The sequence below is a fragment of the Pseudomonas sp. KH_027 genome, from assembly GCF_057838565.1.
Window position 1 is genome coordinate 2,567,148 of the sequence record NZ_CM174470.1, and the last position, 21,207, is coordinate 2,588,354.

14 protein-coding genes are annotated in these 21,207 nt (G+C 60.4%); 10 read left to right on the forward strand and 4 right to left on the reverse strand.

Annotated elements, in window-relative coordinates:
* Nucleotides 1-92 precede the first annotated feature (92 nt).
* From AC3IYG_RS12080 to AC3IYG_RS12090, 3 genes are read left to right on the forward strand one after another with little or no spacing between them, the layout of a single operon-like run.
* The gene (locus tag AC3IYG_RS12080; RefSeq protein ID WP_489308678.1) at nt 93-1,829 is read left to right on the forward strand and encodes a type I secretion system permease/ATPase; all 1,737 of its coding nucleotides are present in this window, start codon (nt 93-95) and stop codon (nt 1,827-1,829) included.
* Nucleotides 1,830-3,176, forward strand: a complete 1,347-nt coding sequence (locus AC3IYG_RS12085; RefSeq protein WP_489308680.1) for an HlyD family type I secretion periplasmic adaptor subunit — start codon at nt 1,830-1,832, stop codon at nt 3,174-3,176.
* A gap of 1 nt (nt 3,177) precedes the next feature.
* Entirely contained in the window at nt 3,178-4,512 is a 1,335-nt protein-coding gene (locus AC3IYG_RS12090; protein ID WP_489308682.1) for a TolC family outer membrane protein, read from the forward strand.
* 33 nt (nt 4,513-4,545) lie between these two features.
* Here the strand turns inward: AC3IYG_RS12090 and AC3IYG_RS12095 are convergent, their stop codons facing one another.
* Nucleotides 4,546-5,868 carry a sigma-54-dependent transcriptional regulator gene (locus tag AC3IYG_RS12095; protein ID WP_489308684.1) on the reverse strand — a complete coding sequence of 441 codons (1,323 nt, stop codon included), beginning with the start codon at nt 5,866-5,868 and terminating at the stop codon, nt 4,546-4,548.
* Between the two features lie 303 nt (nt 5,869-6,171).
* On the opposite strand from AC3IYG_RS12095, the gene AC3IYG_RS12100 reads away from it, so the two are divergent.
* On the forward strand, nt 6,172-8,046 hold the full coding sequence (locus AC3IYG_RS12100) for a di-heme-cytochrome C peroxidase (protein ID WP_489308686.1): 1,875 nt from the start codon (nt 6,172-6,174) through the stop codon (nt 8,044-8,046).
* A gap of 67 nt (nt 8,047-8,113) precedes the next feature.
* Nucleotides 8,114-9,250, forward strand: a complete 1,137-nt coding sequence (locus AC3IYG_RS12105) for a catalase family protein (protein WP_489308688.1) — start codon at nt 8,114-8,116, stop codon at nt 9,248-9,250.
* Nucleotides 9,251-9,409: 159 nt separating this feature from the next.
* Here the strand turns inward: AC3IYG_RS12105 and AC3IYG_RS12110 are convergent, their stop codons facing one another.
* On the reverse strand, nt 9,410-10,078 hold the full coding sequence (locus AC3IYG_RS12110) for a hypothetical protein (RefSeq protein ID WP_489308690.1): 669 nt from the start codon (nt 10,076-10,078) through the stop codon (nt 9,410-9,412).
* 807 nt (nt 10,079-10,885) lie between these two features.
* Between AC3IYG_RS12110 and AC3IYG_RS12115 the strand changes: the two genes are divergently transcribed.
* The 4 genes from AC3IYG_RS12115 to AC3IYG_RS12130 all read left to right on the forward strand — a co-directional run bounded on the left by AC3IYG_RS12115 (nt 10,886) and on the right by AC3IYG_RS12130 (nt 14,118).
* Nucleotides 10,886-11,155, forward strand: a complete 270-nt coding sequence (locus AC3IYG_RS12115) for a hypothetical protein (RefSeq protein ID WP_489308692.1) — start codon at nt 10,886-10,888, stop codon at nt 11,153-11,155.
* 483 nt (nt 11,156-11,638) lie between these two features.
* Nucleotides 11,639-12,634 carry a GlxA family transcriptional regulator gene (locus tag AC3IYG_RS12120; RefSeq protein ID WP_489308694.1) on the forward strand — a complete coding sequence of 332 codons (996 nt, stop codon included), beginning with the start codon at nt 11,639-11,641 and terminating at the stop codon, nt 12,632-12,634.
* Between the two features lie 21 nt (nt 12,635-12,655).
* Nucleotides 12,656-12,904: a DUF1272 domain-containing protein gene (locus AC3IYG_RS12125; protein WP_489308696.1), complete on the forward strand. Its 249-nt coding sequence runs from the start codon at nt 12,656-12,658 to the stop codon at nt 12,902-12,904.
* A 41-nt stretch (nt 12,905-12,945) separates the two neighbouring features.
* Nucleotides 12,946-14,118: an MFS transporter gene (locus AC3IYG_RS12130; RefSeq protein WP_489313899.1), complete on the forward strand. Its 1,173-nt coding sequence runs from the start codon at nt 12,946-12,948 to the stop codon at nt 14,116-14,118.
* A 77-nt stretch (nt 14,119-14,195) separates the two neighbouring features.
* Here AC3IYG_RS12130 and nfuA read toward each other — a convergent pair whose 3' ends face one another.
* Nucleotides 14,196-14,780, reverse strand: coding sequence for a Fe-S biogenesis protein NfuA (nfuA, locus tag AC3IYG_RS12135; RefSeq protein ID WP_489308698.1), 585 nt, complete (start codon nt 14,778-14,780; stop codon nt 14,196-14,198).
* Nucleotides 14,781-15,029: 249 nt separating this feature from the next.
* Nucleotides 15,030-17,309: a fatty acid cis/trans isomerase gene (locus tag AC3IYG_RS12140; protein WP_489308700.1), complete on the reverse strand. Its 2,280-nt coding sequence runs from the start codon at nt 17,307-17,309 to the stop codon at nt 15,030-15,032.
* 168 nt (nt 17,310-17,477) lie between these two features.
* Between AC3IYG_RS12140 and metH the strand changes: the two genes are divergently transcribed.
* Nucleotides 17,478-21,188 (forward strand): methionine synthase, encoded by a 3,711-nt coding sequence (gene metH, locus AC3IYG_RS12145; protein WP_489308702.1) that lies wholly within the window; start codon nt 17,478-17,480, stop codon nt 21,186-21,188.
* The last annotated feature ends 19 nt before the right edge of the window (nt 21,189-21,207 follow it).

The window sequence follows — 21,207 nt, forward strand, 5'->3', positions numbered from 1 at the left end:
GGACGGCCAGCAGAATGCAAAGCCTCTGTGTTCCGTCAGCTGATTTTTGCCGCACAGGATTTCCCTGAAATCTGCAGCAATGGATGACGATGATGGATAAGCAGTCGAACCCACGTTCTGAGCTTGCGGATGCTTTGTTTCGTTTGCGCCGCACCTTTTATTCACTCGCCGGCTTCAGCGGCGTCATCAACCTCTTGATGCTCGCACCTGCGGTTTACATGCTGCAGGTCTACGACCGTGCACTGGTCAGCAGCAATGTCACCACCTTGATGATGCTGACGGTTCTGGTGCTCGGGCTGTACATGCTGATGGCCTTGCTCGAGGTGGTGCGTTCGACGGTACTGATCCGGGTCGGCAACCGGCTCGACATGACCCTCAATCGCCGGATTTTTACCGCCGCCTTCGAGCGTAACCTGGGCCGAGCAGGCGGTAACCCCGCACAGGCGCTGCAGGACCTGTCTCTGGTGCGCCAGTTTCTGACCGGCAACGGCTTGTTCGCCTTCTTTGACGCACCCTGGACCCCTATCTATCTCTTGGTTGCCTACCTGATTCACCCGTTGCTCGGGTTGCTGACCCTGTTCGGCTCGCTGATTCTCATTGCCCTGACCTACCTGACCGAGGTGGCCACGAAGAAACCGCTGGCCGAAGCGAACCAGGCCTCGCAAGTCTCCGGCACCTTTGCCAATAACAACCTGCGCAACGCTGAAGTCATCGAAGCCATGGGCATGCTCCCGGCCATCAGCAAGCGTTGGTTCACAAGCCACCTGCGCATCCTGGAAATGCAGACACTGGCCTCTGATCGGGCAGCCTATATAAGTGGGGTTGGGCGTTTCGTGCGGATAACCTTGCAATCGCTGATTCTCGGCGCCGGGGCCCTGCTGGCGATCGAAGGCAAAATCACCCCGGGGATGATGATCGCCTGTTCGATCCTGACCGGGCGCGCGCTGGGTCCTGTCGAGCAGGCAATCGGTGCCTGGAAGCAGTTGCTTTCGTCGCGTGGAGCCTGGGGCCGCCTGAATCAGCTGCTCAACGACTTCCCTCCCCGCCCGCCGGCCATGCCATTGCAACGCCCCATGGGCATGCTCGCCGTGGAGAACGCCTACGCCGGAGCGCCCGGCACCCCGCAAACCATCATTCGTGGGGTGAATTTCAACCTTGCGCCCGGTGAGGCACTTGCCATCATCGGCCCCTCGGCCTCGGGTAAATCGACCCTCGCCCGCCTGCTGGTGGGCGTGTGGCCAACCCAGGCCGGCAAGGTGCGGCTCGACGGCGCCGATGTATTCATCTGGGACAAGGAAGAGCTCGGTCCCTGGCTGGGCTACCTGCCGCAGGATGTCGAACTGTTCGAAGGCAGCATCGCCGAGAACATCGCCCGCTTCGGCGAGATCGACAGCGAAGCGGCGATCCTCGCGGCGAAGCGCGCCGGCGTGCATGAGATGATCCTGCGTTTCGCCCAAGGCTATGACACCCGTTTGGGCGTCGATGGCAGCCCGCTCTCCGGAGGCCAGAAGCAACGTATCGGCCTGGCGCGCGCGCTCTACGGCGAACCCGCGCTGATCGTGCTCGACGAGCCAAACGCCAATCTCGATGACGCCGGCGAAAAGGCCTTGGTCGAGGCACTCGAGGATCTCAAACGCAGCGGCACTACGACCATACTGATCTCGCATCGTCCGAGCGTACTGAGCACCGTGGACAAGGTGTTGATGTTGCGCGACGGCAGCATGCAGATGTTCGGCCCACGCGACGAAGTGTTCGCCGCACTCAGGCAAGCCAGCGTGCTCCCGAATGGGGGCGCCCCGACATTGGCTGCCGTCAGGGGGAGAGAGTAAATGACCTCGTTAAATATTGAGCATAAGAACCTGGTGCTGGCCAATGCCGAGCTCGGCATCGACGTCGACGACCGCAAACCGGCGCGCTGGGGCATATTGCTGGTGTTGCTGGGCTTCGGTGGTTTCTTGCTGTGGTCATGGCTGGCGCCACTGGATGCGGGGATCGTCGCGACTGCCACCGTCAAGGTGACGAGCAACCGCAAGACCATCCAACACCTGACCGGCGGCACCATCGACTCGATTCTGGTGCGCGAGGGCGATAGTGTCAGCAAGGGGCAGGAGCTGGTACGACTCGATTCCACTCAGGCGATCTCCGAACAAGGCGTGGTCAGTGCCCAGTACATCGTCAGCAAAACGGTCGAGAACCGGTTGGAGGCAGAGCGTGATGGCCTGCACGAGGTAATCTTCGACCCGGCACTGGTCGCACGCTTCAAGGACGACCCACGCTTCGTCTCCTCCCTGACCCTGCAGCGCCGCCTGTTCGCAACCCGGCTTACCGGGCTTGCCGGCGAAGTCAGCATCCTGCAAGAGACGCTCAAGTCCGCCGAAGGGCAAATCAAGGGGTTGCAGCGAATTTATAGCGCCCGCGCGGGCCAGCTGAAATTTCTACAACAGGAACTGGACGGTGCCCGAAGCTTGGCGGCCGAGGGCTACATCCCGCGCAACCGCATGCTCGAGCTCGAACGCAGCAACGCCGAGCTGTCCGCCGCGCAGGCTGAAAACCTCAACAACATTGCGCGCACCCAGAGCCAGATCGCCGAACTCAAGCTGCGCGTCCTGCAGCGCGAATACGATTACCGCAAAGAGGTGCAATCGCTACTGACCGACGTACAGAAGGAAAACACTGCGCTTGCCGACCGCCTGCAAGCACTCGATTACCAAGTTAAAAATACCGTAATCCGTTCGCCGATCGATGGCATGGTGCAAGGTCTCAATATTTCGACCATCGGCGGCGTGATTCAGCCAGGCTTCAAAATCATGGACATCGTGCCAGGCAATGAACCCTTGCAAGTCGACGCCATGATCCCGGTTCAAGCGATCGATAAAATGGTCCCAGGCTTGCCGGTAATCATCGCCTTTCCTGCCTTCAACCATGCGCAGACCCCAAATATTCCGGGCAAGGTGCTGACCGTCTCGGCCGACCGGCTGATCAACGAGGAAAACAAACAGCCCTTCTACCTTGCGCAGATCGAAGTCACCCCGGAGGGGATGTCGATGCTCGGCACCAACCGCATCCGCGCCGGCATGCCCGCGACCGTCACCATCAAGACCGGTGAGCGCAACCTGCTGAGCTACCTGATGAAACCCCTCATCGAACGAGTCGACAGTTCTTTCAAGGAGCAGTGAGATGAGCCCCCGCCTCATACTCAGCGGCCTCATCTGCGTGACGCTTCCGGCGCAGGCATTGGATCTCCGAGAAGCCTGGCACCTGCTGCAGTATCAGGGGCCTACCTACCTGGCTGCCGTGCATGAAAAGGAGGCGGGCGAAGAAAACCGCGCACTGGGCAAAGCCGGCCTGCTGCCGCAGATCAACGCCAGCGCCTACGACAACCACGTCAACGGTACCCAGAGACAGCCAGATGCCCAGGGCCGCGACAGCGAAAACGATCTTCACTACGAGTCCAAGGGGGGAACGGTGCAACTGCGCCAGCCGCTCTTCAACAAAGAGAAAATGGCCGAGTACCGCCAGGGTAAACACCAGGCCGACTACAGCGTTGCGGTGTTCGACACCAAGAGCCAGGACTCGGCCTTGCGCCTTGCCGGCCGCTATTTCGATGTTTTGTTGGCCCACGAAACCATTGAACTGGCTAAAGCCAAGCTCAAGGCATTCGAGCAGCAGGTGTCGTCGGCAAAGCGGCGCTTCGACCTCGGCGACGGCACCGTTACCGACATCGACGAATCGACTGCACGGCGAGACTTGGCGCTGGCCGAACTGATCGAGGCACAGGACAACCTGCTGGTCGCCAGACGCCTGCTGCAGGAATACCTCGGCGAAACACCGGAGCAACTCTCCACCCTGCGTGAAAGCTTCCCGACCCCTGCGCTGGAGCCCAGCAGCTTGCCGGATTGGATTATCAAGGCACAGAGCGATAACCCGTCGATACAGGCCCGGCGTTACAGCCTCAATGTCGCTGAAGAAGACATTAGCAAGGCCAAGGCCGGCCACTGGCCGACACTGGATTTCGTGCTGGGTTACACCTCGGGAGAAAGTGAGTCGGTGTCCACCCTGAACCAGCGCAACCGCTATGGCTCGGTCGGGGTAGAAATGAATGTCCCGCTTTTCAGCGGCGGCTACACCAGTGCCCGAGCCCGGCAGACAGTGGCGACCAGAGACATGGCGCAAGAAGAGTTGAATGCCACACGCGAAGAAGTCATCTCCGGTACGACGCGTGAATTTCGCGGCGTGCAAAGTGGCGAAGCGCGCATCAGGGCGCTGGAAAAAGCGGTGAGCTCAAGTGAAAAATCGCTCGACTCATCGAAGAAGGGCTTTCTTGCCGGCAGCAGCACCAACGTCGACATTCTCAATGCCGAAGAACTGGTGTTCACCGCACGTCGTAACCTGTTCGAAGCAAAACTGCTCTACCTGCTTTCTCGTTTGCGACTCGCCGCCAGTGTCGGCGCCCTGGGCGATGATGATATCGACCAGGCCAATGCCTATCTCGGCCCGCAACTGTTGTTTTAGTCCAGGCACGTTAACCGCCTATCTATAGGACAGCTAACGGATCTGGTGCTTGTGCAACAAACGGTAGAACGTTGGCCGGGAGATCCCCAGCACCCGCGCCGCTTCACTCATGTTGCTGGAATAGCGGGTCAGAACATCGTTAAGTGCCAGGCGCTCGGCACGAAAGATGTACTCGTTCAGCGTGCCGATCCTGGTATCCCTACCCTGCTCCTTTCCTAGCCCCAGATCGGCAACCTCGATCTGTCGCCCCTCGGCCGAGACCAAAGCCCGGCGCACACGATTGGACAGTTCGCGCACGTTCCCCGGCCAGGTATGTTCGATCATCGCCTCGAGAGCCGCCTCGCTGAAGTGCCGCAGACGACGCCCGACTTCTACCGAATAAAGCTTGGCCAGATGCTCCGCCAGAAAGGGAATATCCATCCTCCGCTCACGCAATGGGACGGTATGCACAGGCACCGCAGTGAGCAGGTGATAAAGGGCCTCAAGGAAACGTTTTTGTCTGACCGCGCTTTCAAGGTCCATGGCCGTTGCCGCCAGTAGCCGGACATTGACCGGAAAGGCCGCAACCGCCGCGGGTTCGCGTTGCATCCGCAACATGAAGCGCAACAGGCTGGCCTGCTGCGGTAAGGAAAGCCTGCCGACCTCATCAAGAAACAACGTCCCGCCATCGGCGGATGCGATACAACCGCCTGTTTCCCCTGGCGCGCCGGTTGCGTCGCCCTGTTCGGGAACAAAAAGCTCGGCTTGCAACGCATGCGCGGAGATCGACGCACAACCAAGCACCACGAATGGCCCGGATGGACGACGCGAGCGGGCATGAAGGGTACGAGCCAGCAACTCCTTACCCGTTCCCGCTTCCCCACGGATCAGCACCGGCGAGGCCATCGGCCCCAGCTTCGTCAGCAGCTTGCGTAGATCCTTCATCCCTCGGCTGTTACCCAACAACTCATAACCATGGGCCGGGTTTATGCTGCCAGCCACTCCACGCAGACGCGCCTTAAAGGCCCGACCCAACGTCGTTTTCAAGCGCGTAACGTCAAAGGGCAACGTGTAAACATCAAAAAACCATTCGCCCACAAAATCAGCGATGGCCCGAATACTCAGCTCATTGACGTTCAGCACAACGATCCATGCCGCAGTGCTGTGGCGAATCAGCTCTTTGATCTGCTGCGGATCGAAGTCGACGGCTTGCAGGCGCAGCAGACCAACATCGAAGTCCCTCTTTGCGGCGCTTGCAAGGGTACTGCTTTCCACGTTCCAGCCATCGGCACGCAAAAGCCCGAGAAGACGCTCACATTCATTGCAGGGATCTACCACCAGAAGGCGGCGAGGTACGGGGACGACGTCTTCAGGCATGTTTTATCCTTGGCGCCATTTTTAAGTAAACTTATTAAAAACAATAATTTGGCGCACGCACTTGTAACGCTAGCAATAACTTTGACGGAGTTTGGATCATTTCTCTATAAAACATATGCCGTTTAGCACGCATCAATGGCTGGATGCCGGACGCTGTCGAGTTGCACACCAAGCATGAAGAGCCAGCGTGTTATTCGACAGCGCTCTGTGCAGCAATCTGCGCGGGCTTTAATCACGCCTTGCCAATACCCGGATTGCTTGGCATAACGTCAGGCACATAAAAAAGTTACAAGGACGTATCCGATGCGAATCCTCCGCCGCAGCTTGCTCGTGCTTCTGCTTGTCATTTTGGGGGGGCTGGCCGTTGCCCTCTATTACATTGCCAATCCAAACCTCCCAACCTACGAGCAACCCGAACAACTCCACTATCTTGAGCAGTGGAGCCCGCAAGCACGGCAGACTTACTACTACACCCCCCAAGGCACCCAGGTTAAAGGTCTGCGGTACGACTGGTTCGTGGCCCTGGAACAGCCCTTTGCACGGGCCAGGTTCGCCGCGCCAGCCTACCTGGCGCGTTTCGGTTTTCTGACCGAGCCGCAGCAGCAGCCCTCGGCACTCAACCCCGGGAACCTGCCGGTGGGTTTCGCCCGCCATCAGGATGCCGAATCCGGCGCTCAATACCTGGACATCAGCTGCGCCGCCTGCCACACCGGCGAACTGCGCTATAAAGGCCATTCAGTGCGTATAGATGGTGGCGCCGCCCTGCACTCGCTGGCTTCCACAGTGCCGACGCTGCGCGGTGGCAGCTTTGGCCAGGCGCTCGGCATGAGCATGGCTTTCACCTACTACAACCCGCTCAAGTTCAAACGCTTCGCCGAAACGGTGCTTGGCGATCGGTACCCGAAAGGTCGCGACACCTTGCGCAGCGACTTCAAAATCGTGCTCAACCGCCTGCTCGGCCAGGCCTGGAACGACACCCACCGTGGTCTCTACCCGACAGAGGAAGGCTTTGGCCGCACCGATGCCTTCGGCCGTATCGCCAACAGCGTGTTCGGCGATGCAATCGACCCCAGCAACTACCGCATCGGCAACGCTCCGGTCAGTTACCCGCAGCTGTGGGACATCTGGAAGTTCGACTGGGTGCAGTGGAATGGCTCAGCCATGCAGCCAATGGCCCGCAACATTGGCGAATCCCTGGGCGTCGGCGCCACTCTACGGCTGTTTGAAACCAATGGCCATGCCGTACCGGAAGCCGAGCGCTATGCCTCAAGCGTGCGCCTGCGCGATCTCTATACCCTGGAAGAAACCCTCAAACAATTGAAGCCTCCAGCCTGGCCGGAGGACGTACTCGGCAAGGTCGACCTCGAACTGGCCAGCAAAGGCCGCGCGCTGTTCGAGGAAAACTGCGCCTATTGCCACGCGGCAAACTCCAAGGCCCCTGACGAACGCCTGGCGCCAACCCGCGATCCGGAATGGCGGATGCGCATCGTACCCACGCGCATCGTAGGTACCGATCCCACCGCCGCCGACAACATCGCCGATCACCGCTTCGATATCAGCAAGCTCGGCTGGAAAAAGGCCGAACTGGACAAACTCGGGGTCACATTGCTCGACGGCAAGCTGGATGACATCGACCTGGCCAGCATCTCCAGCGCCAAGGGCCTGGCCTACATCACCGCCTACGTGGAAAACCGCGCCTATCAGGATGCCGGCATCAAGGCACAGGAGCGTTGGAGCATGGACGGCTATGGCCTGCCCATCGGCGTACAGGAAAAGCGTGGCTACAAAGCTCGCCCGCTCGACGGTATCTGGGCCACGCCCCCCTTCCTGCACAACGGCTCGGTGCCGACGCTGTTCCAACTGCTCTCGCCCATCTCCGAACGCGAGCAGCAATTCTGGGTCGGCAACCACGAATACGACCCGCAACACGTCGGCTTTGACAGCAAGCCGTTCGACGGCGGCTTCCTGTTCAAAACCAGCGTCACCGGCAACAATAATCGTGGTCACGAATTCCGCGATGGCTGCCGACAAGAAGGCGTCATCGGCCGCGCCCTTCAGCCAGAAGAGCGCTGGGCGCTGATCGAATACCTCAAGGCCCTGGGCGATACCAAGCTCGAAAGCCAGCTAACACCCATTGCAGCCAAACCCTGGAATCCGGGCCCCAGCTGCCAGGGCTAGTTACCATCGGCTCCTTTCCCAGCAGGAAAGGAGCCGGATACCCCCATAACCCACAAGGACTCGCCCCATGCTCAAACGCTTCTGGCTTTGGCTTGGCCGTTTGCTCGGTAAACTCACGCTGCTCGTACTGGTCGTCGGCCTCGGCGGCTGGGGCATCGGCTCGCTCTACTACGGCTGGAAATTTTCCGGCCCGGTGTCCGCCGAAGAGCAGATTCCCGCCGGTGAAGCCGCCCTCACCCAAGGCATCATTGAAGATGCTATCAGCGTCATCGAACAACACCGCGACAACACCCGCGTACTGCGTGACGCCCACGCCAAGGCACATGGTTGCCTGAAAGCCGAACTCACCGTACTGCCGGAGATCGACCCAGCCTTGCGCCAGGGTGTGCTCAGCGAACCGGGCAAAACCTGGCAAGCCTGGATGCGTCTGTCCAACGGCAATGCCTATCCACAATTCGACCGCGCCCGCGACGCACGCGGCATGGCGATCAAACTGCTCGACGTGCCCGGGGCCAAGTTGATGGCCAGCCCCAACAACACTGGCGACCAGGACTTCGTGATGTTCAACCACCCCTCGTTCTTCGTCCGCGACGTCGCCGAATACAAAAGCAACTTCGCCGCCCAAGCCAGCGGCAAGAAGATCCTGGCCTTTTTTCCCAGTTGGGACCCGCGTGACTGGGAGATACGCCACCTGATCATCGCCTTGAAAACGCTCTCACCCGCGCCGCAGAGCCCACTGGCAACGACATACAACTCCATCGCGCCGTTCAGGCTCGGGCCGAACAACATCAAGTACCGTGTCATCCCGACCCCGGAAAACTGCCCGAACTACGAGTTGCCCGAACAGAATAAAGACCTGCCCAACTTCCTGCGCAGCGCGCTCTATCAGCAACTTTCCCTTGATCGGGTGCCGGCTTGTTTTGCCTTGCAAGTGCAACGGCAAAACCCCGAGCACTACATGCCCATTGAGGACACCAGCGTCGAATGGGATGAATCAATCGCAGCGTTCGAGACGGTCGCGACAATCAAACTGCCCGCCCAGGATTTTGACAGCACAGAGCAGAACCTGTTTTGCGACAACCTCTCGTTCAATCCCTGGCATTCATTGCCGGAACATCGACCGATTGGCGGGATAAACCGCCTGCGCAAAGCGGTTTATGAAGCGGTGAGCGTTTATCGGCATCAGCGCAACAGCGCAGACTAGATATAACCAAGACTTTTTTCGGCTGCAAAAGCAAACATGGCGATCTTAAACTTCCAGCAACACCCAACTCAGGTATTGCATTTAAAGTTTCAGATCGCCATGCCGATGACACCGGATTGTCTTTCCCGCTAAGGCTGAACGTCCGTTTTCAACTCAGGTTCAGTGTGAACTCAGAACCGGAGTTTTCAATGCCCAGATGTTTTGCACCTCCGGTTCTGCCGCGTTCTTGTTCTTTGCCCACCGGGTGAGCAGCGCCATCGCCATGAATCCACCGACGATAAGGACTGGATAGACCGCCAGCAACTCCGTCAGCGAGTATTTCCAGGCCAGCGGGCGACCGACACCCAGCATCGCAGCATAGAACCAGGACACGCCTGACAGCGCACCCGAGAACAGTGCCAACATGCGCAGGTTGAACGAGAGGTTCAACAACGAACCGGCTTTCTTCAGTGCCGGCAATACCAAGTGATGCAGTAGCACACCATTGAAGGTCAGCAACGTCACGATGGCCACTTTAGCTTGCAGTTTTGGATTCAGAAAATACTCCAAGCCCTTGTCGGCGTAGTCTATTCCGACAATGGCAATACCCGTGAGCCAGAGTACCACAAGGGAGAAGCTCACTGTTTTTTGGAGCCCGTCCAGATGAGCATCATCGTGTTGGTTGGCCACTTCACCCTTGAGCAACTGTTTGACCATTGCAATATCACTGGTCAACACAAGCCCGATTGCCACACAGCAGGCAATCAGATGGAAATAAACAACGCCTAGGCGCAAAAACTCCATAGCTACTTTCTGCTCCAAAAACGAAGCAATTATATTGAGTTCCATGCTTACCTCTTTATTCTAATAGTGAATCAACAAGTGATTCAGTAGGGCTCAACTTGAGTTTATATAGAGAAAACTCAACTAAAATTAATAAATCGTTAGCTAACGAGTACTTTCAGTATCGCGGCTTCGAGAAAAAAGTATGCCTTGCGAATGAATATTCAATCATCCGAGCATCTCCGTTTTCAGGTAATAAAAATCCACATTTGCACTGGGTGCATATGAGGTTTCACTTCCACTTGGGGGGTGCAGATGAGAGTCAAAGCTCGTTCACCTGCTGCGTATTCTGAACGGAAAAACCGTCATCCGTTCATTTTTTGATCAAATATGCCGACAAACGGCAGTGACCAAAGCCCGATTCAGGTAGTCGCGCATGGCCACATCTGGCCAAGGAACCGTTACCACCACTGGCTTTGGGGCCATCTGACAAGTCACTGAGACCCGGCAAAAAAAATTGCTTCCGGGACCCCACATCCAAAGGAAAAATGTGAACAAGTCGCCACTCGTTTGCAAAAATAGCAGGAATTTGACCTGTGAATCTGGACTGCGGACGGCAGATTTACCCTCTGTACGGGCTATCACGGCATGGCCTCGGTCGGCATTTTCCGACGGGAAATGCCGACCGAGGCCGGAAAACAGTCTGAGCATCACGAAAACCTATCATTTGTGCGACATACACGATCAAACGCGCGACTTAATGTGACTTGCAGGTCGACTTAGGTCATCAACACCCATGACAGGCCAAAGCAGCGCATACCCGGCGCCAACGGCCGTTTACCGTATTGGGATCTACTCGGAGAAACCGACCCCATGAACACCCCGCTCCGTTTTAACGAAGCATTGTTGATCGCCAACCGCGCATTCCAACCCTTTCAATGCGTCGCCTGGGCGCCACAAGATGGCACTGGCGAACTGAGCCTGAGCGTTATCGACCGCACCAGCACCCGCTTGCTTGGACGTACGCAACTGCCCAGCAGCATTTACTCCGACCCGGAGTTGCTGGCCGATGTACTGAAAAAGTCCCGCGCGGAACTGCGTCAGAAAGGTTACGACCTGCAACCCTGGAACATGCCGGAGTAAGACTATCCGGCAGCGCAGTGCTTTGGCGTCCTGGGCAGGCCATCTACCTGCCCCGATGCCGCACAGAGGCCACTGTCGCGGTCAACGAGCAGCTTGAGTGGCTCGACTGAATGAATGAGGCCATCGCTTCAAGCCAGCCGCCAGCGTCGCGGTCCGTCCTCGACCGCACACGACTTCCCGCAACGGCCCCTTGCAGTGGCACGTGCAAGGCATTGCCTTTGCTGCGGCGGCCCTGCCGGGTTTGCGCACCTGCCACGAACCTAGACTCGTGGTGCACGCCTACTCCCCGACTGACAACCATGGGCAAACCGCACCTGCGCCAGGTCTGCGCCCCGAAGAGGTCACCCTGATGCGCTTCCCCGAGCAGCTCAACGCGGCCTGACAGCGAGCGCACCCCAACATATTGGCAAGATATGTGGGTTTATTGACATTGTCGCCATTCGCCCTCCGCTGCAAACTGGCACCATCACTTTCGAGGTGCCTATGGACCGCGTCCGCCAGATCGCCTGCCTGATTTTTCCCGATGTCATGAGCCTAGATGTCACAGGCCCGTTGCAGGTATTCGCCTCGGCAAATGTCGAGCGCCAGCGCCAGGGGCTTCCTGCCGCCTATGAGCTGATCCTGCTTGGCAGTGCCGCAGGTGCGGTGGCCACCTCCGCCGGCCTGCGAATCTGTGTCGACCAGATATGGCAACAGGTCGACCCGAACCAACTGGATACCCTGCTGGTGCCTGGAGGCCAGGGCGTTAACGCTCAGTGCCAGGACGCCGATCTGCTGGCCTGGTTACGCAACGCCGAACCCAAGGTTCGCCGCCTTGGTTCGATCTGTTCCGGGGCCTTGATTCTCGCCGCCGCCGGGGTGCTCGACGGCCGCCTGGCGACCACCCATTGGGCGGATGTCGATGAGCTTCGCGACAGCCACCCGGCGGTACAGGTCCAGGGCGATCGGCTGCATACCTATGACCCGCGCAACCAGGGTGGCGACGCCCATGTGTTTACCTCCGCCGGGGTAACCGCCGGCATCGATCTGGCCTTGGCACTGGTGGAGGCCGACCTCGGTCGCGCGATTGCGCTCGCCGTGGCGCGCCGGCTGGTGATGTTCCTCCGCCGTCCCGGCGGCCAAGCGCAGTTCAGTGCCCTGCTGGCCCCGGAGCCCAGTCGTGTGCCCCGTCTGGCGGCCCTGCTGGACTGGCTTCCCGCTCACCTGGGCGACGATCTTTCCCTGGAGGCGCTGGCAGCCCAGGCGCGACTGGCGCCGCGCACGCTGTCGCGGGTGTTCGTGCAGGAACTGGGGATGGGGCCAGGGCGCTATGTCGAACGGGTTCGGCTGGAAGCGGCCCGCGCCCTCCTGCAGGACGCCCAGGCGTCGATCGCCACGGTGGCGCGCCTGACCGGGTTTGGCCACCCCGAAAATCTGCGCCGTACCTTCCACAAACACCTGGCGGTCAGTCCGCAGGAATACAGCGAACGTTTTGCCTGACCCCCGAACCAAGGAGCCCCCATGCTGCAACTGCGTCCAAACTGTGAATGCTGCGACCGCGACCTGCCCGGCGACTCGCCAGATGCGCTGATCTGCTCGTTCGAGTGCACCTTCTGCCGCGCGTGCGGAAACGGCCATCTGCAAGGCATCTGCCCGAACTGCGGCGGTGAACTGCTGAGCCGTCCGCGCCGCCCGGCCGACAAGCTGGAACGTTCCCCCGCGTCTAGTGAACGGGTGCTTAAGCCCGCCGGCTGCGGCAGCAAGGTTTAACCATCGTCCGCAGCCGAACTTGCCCCTGGAGCCACCCAATGCTGCTGTTACGTAATCCCTCGATCCGCTTGTTGTTTGCCGGCCAGGCGCTGTACTGGTCGTGCTCGATGATCGGTATCACCCTGACCGCCTTGGTGGGACTGCAACTGGCCCCGCTCACTATCCTGGCAACCCTGCCGCTGTGTTTGTGGATGCTGGGCAATTTGCTCACCGTGCAGCCCTTGTCGCTGTTTATGCAGCGCCATGGCCGTCGTCCCGGCTTGATGCTCGGCGCCGGGGCTGGCATGTTGGGCGGCCTGCTCAGCGCGCTGGGCGTCTGGCTGGGCGACTTTATTCTGTTTTGCCTGGGCGCCCTGCCCATCGGCGCTTATCAGGCGTCGGCGATGTACTACCGTTTTGCCGCGCTGGAAGCCGTCGATGCGACTGAAAAAGGTCGCGCCAGCGCCTATGTAATTGGCGGCGGCGTATTGGCGGCCCTGCTGGTGCCAAGCTTGCTGCTGTGGGCCGGGAGCCTGCTGAACACGCCCTTCGTCGGCGCCTACCTGCTGATCGCGGTCCTCGCCCTGCTGGCCCTGATACTGCTGAGCAGACTGCGCGAAGGCGCTGCACCGCCCAGGGCCAAGGCCGGACTCAAGGAATTACGCCAACTGTTGGGCAAACCGGTGATACGCGCAGCAATCGCCACCACCGCGGTTGGCAATGGGCTGATGGTACTGGTGATGAATGCCACGCCCCTGGCCATGAGCTTCTGCGGCTTTGCCCTGGAAAGCAGCGCCCAGGTGATCCAATGGCACATGCTCGGCATGTTCCTCCCCGCCTTCCTGGCAGGCCCCTTGGTCGATCGCCTCGGCAGCCGCCGGGTAGCCCTGCTGGGCGGGGTGATACTGCTGGGCAGCGCCACTGTCGCCCTCTCTGGCCTGCAACAGCTGCACTTTCTATTCAGCTCGTTGCTGCTCGGGCTGGGTTGGAACCTGATGCTGGTCGCCGGTACCACGCTGCTTGCCGAAGGTCATGACGAAACCCAGCGTGGCCAGGCCCAAGGCCTGATGGAGCTGCTCAATGGCATGCTGGCCGCGGGGGCCGCGTTCAGCGCCGGCGTATTGATCAGCGGCCTCGGCTGGAGTGCGCTCAATCTGGTCATCCTGCCCCTGGTCGGCCTGGCCATGTTGATGCTGCTGCCGGCCAGGCGCAGCCTGCTGCCCGCCTCGTCTTGAGGCCTATCGACCATCCACAGGCAGCAAAAAGGCGACCCACGTAGGTCGCCTTTTTATTTAGCCCGCAACGCAATGCCTCAGTAGTAGGCGTTTTCCTTGTTGGTGTGGTCGGTCACGTCACGCACGCCTTTCAGTTCCGGGATGCGCTCCAGCAGGGTCTTTTCGATGCCTTCCTTAAGCGTCAGATCGACCTGGCCACAGCCCTGGCAGCCACCGCCGAACTTCAGCACGGCGATGCCGTCTTCAACCACATCGATCAGGCTGACCTCACCGCCATGGCTGGCCAGGCCCGGATTGATCTCGGTCTGCAGGTAGTAGCTGATGCGCTCGTTGAGCGGGCTGTCGGCGTTGACCATCGGCACTTTGGCGTTCGGCGCCTTGATGGTCAACTGGCCGCCCATGCGATCGGTTGCATAGTCGACGACCGCGTCGTCCAGAAAGGCTTCGCTGAAGGCGTCGATGTAGGCCGTGAAGCTTTTCAGCGCCAGCACGCTGTCTTCGGGCTTCTCTTCACCCGGCTTGCAGTAAGCGATGCAGGTCTCGGCGTACTGGGTGCCCGGCTGGGTAATAAAAACGCGAATGCCGATGCCTGTGGTGTTCTGCTTGCTCAGCAGATCAGCCAGATAGTCTTGGGCAGCTTCGGTAATGGTGATGGCGCTCATGGTAACTCCTCGCAAACGTGGGGGCAGTTTACGCCAATAGGTGCGCACGAACAAAGTCCTAGTAATTTGCTCAGGAAAGCGGCACCTGCTCCCGGCGCACCGACAGGCTGTCCAGCCAGGGCGTGGGCTGCTGGAGAAAGATCGGCTGGATTCAGCACGATAGCGCTTGCGGCAATGCCCATGGCGGCCTGACAGCCCATGCCAGGGGCTGCCGGCGCGCGTGAGCCGGCTGGTTTCAGCCGACCCGCTTCAGAGATTCTGGTAGCGATTCATGTCCAGCACCCCCGCTTCCACCGGCTCGGTTTTACGGATATAGGCCGAGAGGTCGTGGAAGTAGCGCCAGAACTGGGGATGCGAGCGGCGGATACCCCAGCGCTCGACCACCCGCTCGAAGCCAGCCGCATCGCGCGCGCCCTCCAACGCCGCGACAAAGCCCGGCACTTCCCCGGCCTGGAGGCTGAACATGAAGTTCGGGTAACTGGTCAGCACGCCCGGATAAAGGGTCAACGTGTCCAGGCCTGGCTGGTAACGCAGGTCTTCGCCCATCATGAAGGCTACATTGCTGTGGGCCCGGTTGCGCAGCAGGCTATAGACCTCGAACGTGCCATCGGCGGACTCGACCCGCAGCAAGGTCGCTTCCGGCAATTGAGCGATGACCTTGAGCCCGGCTGCCGGCTTGTTCGTCAGCCGGCTTAGCGCTTGTTCGGCCTCCTGCAACGGCTGGGCGAGATGGGGGCGGTAACAGGCCCCCGCCTGGCAACGGTTGATCGGGTCCGGTCGCGCATTGATGCCGGCGTAGCGCTCGATCAAGGCATTGGCAAAACTGCGTTTCGGCTCCGGCCCCGCCAATTCGAGCCCTGTGGGGCTGTCATCATCGATGCGCTGGTAATCCATCCACATTTTCAGCTTGCCACTGCGCTGATACCAGTCGCTCAAAATCGCCACGCGCGAGTCGGCGGGCAGCAGTCGCAAGAAGTTCTGCTCGGCGCCGTTGCGGATCAGGTCGAAATACAACCGGGTCTGGGCCTGGTGAGACACGTTGCCATACACGTCGAAATTGACCACCAGTTGATAGTAGGTCCGCTCCAGCAGCGGATAATCCAGCCACCACAAGGTCTGTGGTATTTCGCCGATCAAGCCCTTGCGCACCGAAGCGCTGTCGTAATGACGAAACACCGTCAGCAACGCATTGTCGTTACCCGCCCAGATATGCGCCCAACTGGGTGCTGGTGCGGCGGCATAGGCATCAAAGCGCAGCGCTTCATATTCATTGCGCTTGTCTCGGTAGGCGTGCCACAGCCCCAGCATCCCACTGAGCTGGTCCATCTGCCCTGGCAACGCCAGCAGCGGCGTCGTCTCGTCGCGGTAGTCGGCATCCGTCAGGAAGAGGTCACGTTCAGGCGCCTGGAACATGACCCAGAAGTTATCGCGAATCACGTCGGTGGCAATCTGCCCACGGCAGACCGGCCCGCGAATGAAGGTGCGCACGAAGTATTCGGCGTTATCCAGCATGAACTGGTAACGCGCCTGGGCCGGGATCGCGGCGAAGGTCTCGAACGGGTTGGCTCGGCGCTGCGGCCCGTAGCCCGGTGAAGCCGTCACCTGCCAGTTGCCGCTGAAAAACAGCGCCTGCACCCGGGCTAATTTGCTCGCACTCAGCGGATAGGTGATATGCGTCTTGTGCACGATCACGCCTTGGATCGGCCACAAGCGGTAATAAAACGCCGAACCCGGGTCATCGTTCGGCCGCCGCGTGGCAATCGGGTCGATCGGCTGGCCGCTGGGCGTTCGCGAGCGCACCAATTGAAAGAAGTGCCCCGCATCACCGCCCTCGAAGTACAGGTGAGCGAGAAAAAGGTGTTCGTACAGCCAACGCGCAACCAAGTCCTCACGGGCGCCATGGGCATTCAACAGTGTTTCCCACTGCGCAATCTGGGCCGACTCAGTAGCGCTCGGCTGCAACGCTTGCTCATCGAGCGGCGCACCGGCGGCCAGCCAGCGCTGCAGCGTCTGGTATTGCCCCGCGCTCAGCCCTGTGACCGCAAGCGGCATGCCTTCAAGCGGGTGCTTGGCGGCATAGGCATCGAACTCGCCCGGCAACGGGCACTGATTCTGCCGGGAAATGCCCAGCGCGATGCTCGCGGGCAGCTTGGCATTGGGCTCGACTGGGGTTTTCTGCCCAAGTTCGAGCAGGCGCGCCAGCAATGCGGCCTGGCTGCCTTGCCCCGCCACGACCGAATGAAAACCTTTGCGTTGCCAGGCCGCCGCCCCCTGCGCATCGAAGAACAATCGCGTGGTGGCCTGCGCCTCGGTGCGCGCTCCGTCATACACCGGCAGCTTGGTCGCCCCACGCGCCACGCCCTCGCCACTGCCCAGATTCAACTGGCACGGCGAGTCGTAGCAGGCGTGGCAGGCCACGCACTTCTCGGTGAAGATCGGCTGGACATCGCGACTGTAAGAGAGGGACTCCGCGCCTGCGAAGCTGCAGACGAGCAAGAGCAAAGCACCGATGGCTGCGCGGTACGGCATAAACTGATCCTTGTTTGGCAATGTCGGCGATTTTATCCGGCTAGCGCACCGTAAAGCCAACCCGCCAACATGAATGCTGCTCATGCAAAATGGCACCAGGCTGCAAAGGCGCACAGCTTTGGTATCATCCGCCCATTCTTTTCCCGTGCTTTATCAGGTAATTCATCCATGTCCGACCGCAGCGCTCGCCTCCACGCTCTCCAGCAAGCCCTCAAAGAGCGCATCCTGATTCTCGACGGCGGCATGGGCACCATGATCCAGAGCTACAAGCTCGAGGAACAGGACTACCGCGGCAGCCGCTTCGCCGACTGGCCGAGCGATGTAAAGGGCAACAACGATCTACTGATCCTCAGCCGCCCGGACGTGATCGGCGCGATCGAGAAGGCCTATCTGGATGCCGGCGCCGACATCCTCGAAACCAACACCTTCAACGCCACTCAAGTTTCCCAGGCCGACTACGGCATGGAGAGCCTGGTCTATGAGTTGAACGTCGAAGGCGCGCGTCTGGCCCGTCAGGTGGCAGATGCAAAGACCCTGGAAACCCCGGACCGTCCGCGCTTCGTCGCCGGCGTGCTCGGCCCGACCAGCCGCACCTGCTCGTTGTCGCCGGATGTGAACAACCCCGGCTACCGCAACGTCAGCTTCGACGAGCTGGTGGAGAACTACACCGAGGCCACTCGCGGCCTGATCGAGGGCGGCGCAGACCTGATCCTGATCGAAACCATCTTCGACACCCTGAATGCCAAGGCGGCGATCTTCGCCGTGCAAGGCGTGTACGAAGAACTCGGCTTCGAACTGCCGATCATGATTTCCGGCACCATCACCGACGCCTCCGGTCGCACGCTCTCCGGGCAGACCACCGAAGCGTTCTGGAACTCCATCAGCCACGCCAACCCGATCTCGGTCGGCCTGAACTGCGCCCTCGGCGCCAAAGAACTGCGCCCGTACCTGGAAGAGCTGTCGGACAAAGCCGACACCCATGTGTCCGCGCACCCCAACGCCGGCCTGCCGAACGCCTTCGGCGAGTACGACGAAAGCCCCGCGGAAATGGCCGTAGTGGTCGAGGAATTCGCCGCCTCGGGCTTCCTCAACATAGTCGGCGGCTGCTGCGGCACCACGCCCGCGCACATCAAGGCGATTGCCGAAGCCGTCGCCAAGTACGCGCCACGGGTGATCCCGGACATTCCGAAAGCCTGCCGCCTGGCCGGGCTCGAACCGTTCACCATCGACCGCAGCTCGCTGTTCGTGAACGTCGGCGAGCGCACCAACATCACCGGTAGTGTCAAGTTCGCCCGCCTGATCCGCGAGGACAACTACACCGAAGCCCTGGAAGTGGCGCTGCAACAGGTGGAAGCCGGCGCCCAGGTGATCGACATCAACATGGACGAGGGCATGCTCGATTCGAAGAAGGCCATGGTCACCTTCCTCAATCTGATCGCCTCCGAGCCGGATATTTCCCGCGTACCGATCATGATCGACTCCTCCAAGTGGGAAGTGATCGAAGCCGGCCTCAAATGCATCCAGGGCAAGGGCATCGTCAACTCGATTTCCATGAAGGAAGGCGTCGAGCAGTTCATTCACCACGCCAAGCTCTGCAAGCGCTACGGTGCCGCCGTGGTGGTGATGGCCTTCGACGAAGACGGCCAGGCCGACACTGAAAAGCGCAAGATCGAAATCTGCGCGCGCTCCTACGACATCCTGGTCAACCAGGTCGGTTTCCCGCCGCAGGACATCATCTTCGACCCGAACATCTTCGCCGTCGCCACCGGCATCGAAGAGCACAACAACTATGCCGTCGACTTCATCAACGCCTGCGCCTACATCCGCGACCACCTGCCCTATGCGCTGACCTCGGGTGGGGTATCGAACGTGTCGTTCTCGTTCCGCGGCAACAACCCGGTGCGCGAAGCGATCCACTCGGTGTTCCTCTACTACGCGATCAAGAACGGCCTCTCCATGGGCATCGTCAACGCCGGCCAGCTGGAGATCTACGACGAGATTCCGAAAGAACTGCGCGAGCGCGTCGAAGACGTGGTGCTCAACCGCACCCCGCATGGCACCGATGCGCTGCTGGCCATCGCCGACCAATACAAGGGCGACGGCAGTGTCAAGGAAGCCGAGACCGAGGAGTGGCGCACCTGGACCGTCACCGAACGGCTCAAGCATGCCTTGGTCAAGGGCATCACCACCCACATCGTCGAAGACACCGAAGAGTGCCGCCAGCAATGCGCACGCCCGATCGAAGTGATCGAAGGCCCGTTGATGGCCGGCATGAACGTGGTCGGCGACCTGTTCGGCGAAGGCAAGATGTTCCTCCCGCAAGTGGTCAAATCCGCGCGAGTGATGAAACAGGCCGTGGCGCACCTGATCCCCTTTATCGAACTGGAGAAAGGCGACAAACCGGAAGCCAAGGGCAAGATCCTCATGGCTACGGTCAAGGGCGACGTGCACGACATCGGCAAGAACATCGTCGGCGTGGTATTGGGTTGCAACGGCTATGACATCGTCGACCTGGGCGTGATGGTGCCGGCGGAAAAGATTCTGCAAACCGCCATCGCCGAGAAGTGCGACATCATTGGCTTGTCCGGCCTGATCACCCCGTCGCTGGATGAAATGGTCCATGTTGCCCGCGAGATGCAGCGCCAGGGCTTCAGCCTGCCGCTGATGATCGGTGGCGCGACCACCTCCAAGGCCCACACCGCGGTAAAAATCGAGCCCAAGTACCAGAACGATGCGGTGATCTACGTCACCGACGCTTCGCGCGCGGTCGGCGTGGCCACGCAATTGCTCTCCAAGGAACTGAAAGCCGGCTTCGTCGAAAAGACCCGCCTCGAGTACATCGAAGTGCGTGAGCGCACCGCCAACCGCAGCGCCCGCACCGAGCGCCTGAGCTATGCGGCCGCAATCGCCAACAAACCGAAATTCGATTGGGCGACCTATCAGCCGACCGTACCGACCTTCACCGGCGCCAAGGTGCTGGACGATATCGACCTCAACGTTCTGGCCGAGTACATCGACTGGACACCGTTCTTCATCTCCTGGGACCTGGCCGGCAAATACCCGCGCATCCTCACCGATGAAGTGGTCGGCGAAGCGGCGACCGCGCTGTTCGCCGACGCCCAGGACATCCTCAGGAAACTGATCGACGGCAAGCTGATCAAGGCCCGTGCCGTATTCGGCTTCTGGCCGGCCAATCAGGTGCAGGAGGACGACCTGGAAGTCTACGGCGACGACGGCCAGCCGCTGGCCAGGCTGCATCACCTGCGTCAGCAGACGATCAAAACCGACGGCAAGCCGAACTTCTCCCTGGCGGATTTCGTCGCACCGAAAGACAGCGGCATCACCGATTACGTCGGCGGCTTTATCACCACCGCCGGCATCGGCGCTGAAGAAGTGGCCAAGGCCTATCAGGACAAAGGCGACGACTACAACTCGATCATGGTCAAAGCTCTCGCCGACCGTCTGGCCGAAGCCTGCGCCGAGTGGCTGCACCAGCAGGTGCGCAAAACCTATTGGGGCTACGAGCCGGACGAACAACTGAGCAACGACGACCTGATCAAGGAAGCCTACAAAGGCATACGCCCTGCCCCGGGCTACCCGGCCTGCCCGGACCACACCGAGAAAGGCACCCTGTTCGACCTGCTCGACCCTGCCGCCGAAGAAGGCCAGGCTGGGCGCAGCGGCGTGTTTCTCACCGAACACTACGCCATGTTCCCGGCAGCAGCCGTCAGCGGCTGGTACTTCGCCCACCCGCAGGCGCAGTACTTCGCCGTCGGCAAGGTCGACAAGGATCAGGTGCAGAGCTACACCGAACGCAAAGCCCAGGAACTGGCCGTCAGCGAACGTTGGCTGGCGCCGAATCTGGGTTACGACAACTGAGTTGAGGCATTGCTAAACG

Bases quoted from the DNA above. Each gene is read 5' to 3' on its own strand.
- AC3IYG_RS12080 (WP_489308678.1), top strand. From the start codon at position 93: ATGGATAAGCAGTCGAACCCACGTTCTGAGCTTGCGGATGCTTTGTTT.
- AC3IYG_RS12085 (WP_489308680.1), top strand. From the start codon at position 1,830: ATGACCTCGTTAAATATTGAGCATAAGAACCTGGTGCTGGCCAATGCC.
- AC3IYG_RS12090 (WP_489308682.1), top strand. From the start codon at position 3,178: ATGAGCCCCCGCCTCATACTCAGCGGCCTCATCTGCGTGACGCTTCCG.
- AC3IYG_RS12095 (WP_489308684.1), bottom strand. From the start codon at position 5,868: ATGCCTGAAGACGTCGTCCCCGTACCTCGCCGCCTTCTGGTGGTAGAT.
- AC3IYG_RS12100 (WP_489308686.1), top strand. From the start codon at position 6,172: ATGCGAATCCTCCGCCGCAGCTTGCTCGTGCTTCTGCTTGTCATTTTG.
- AC3IYG_RS12105 (WP_489308688.1), top strand. From the start codon at position 8,114: ATGCTCAAACGCTTCTGGCTTTGGCTTGGCCGTTTGCTCGGTAAACTC.
- AC3IYG_RS12110 (WP_489308690.1), bottom strand. From the start codon at position 10,078: ATGGAACTCAATATAATTGCTTCGTTTTTGGAGCAGAAAGTAGCTATG.
- AC3IYG_RS12115 (WP_489308692.1), top strand. From the start codon at position 10,886: ATGAACACCCCGCTCCGTTTTAACGAAGCATTGTTGATCGCCAACCGC.
- AC3IYG_RS12120 (WP_489308694.1), top strand. From the start codon at position 11,639: ATGGACCGCGTCCGCCAGATCGCCTGCCTGATTTTTCCCGATGTCATG.
- AC3IYG_RS12125 (WP_489308696.1), top strand. From the start codon at position 12,656: ATGCTGCAACTGCGTCCAAACTGTGAATGCTGCGACCGCGACCTGCCC.
- nfuA (WP_489308698.1), bottom strand. From the start codon at position 14,780: ATGAGCGCCATCACCATTACCGAAGCTGCCCAAGACTATCTGGCTGAT.
- AC3IYG_RS12140 (WP_489308700.1), bottom strand. From the start codon at position 17,309: ATGCCGTACCGCGCAGCCATCGGTGCTTTGCTCTTGCTCGTCTGCAGC.
- metH (WP_489308702.1), top strand. From the start codon at position 17,478: ATGTCCGACCGCAGCGCTCGCCTCCACGCTCTCCAGCAAGCCCTCAAA.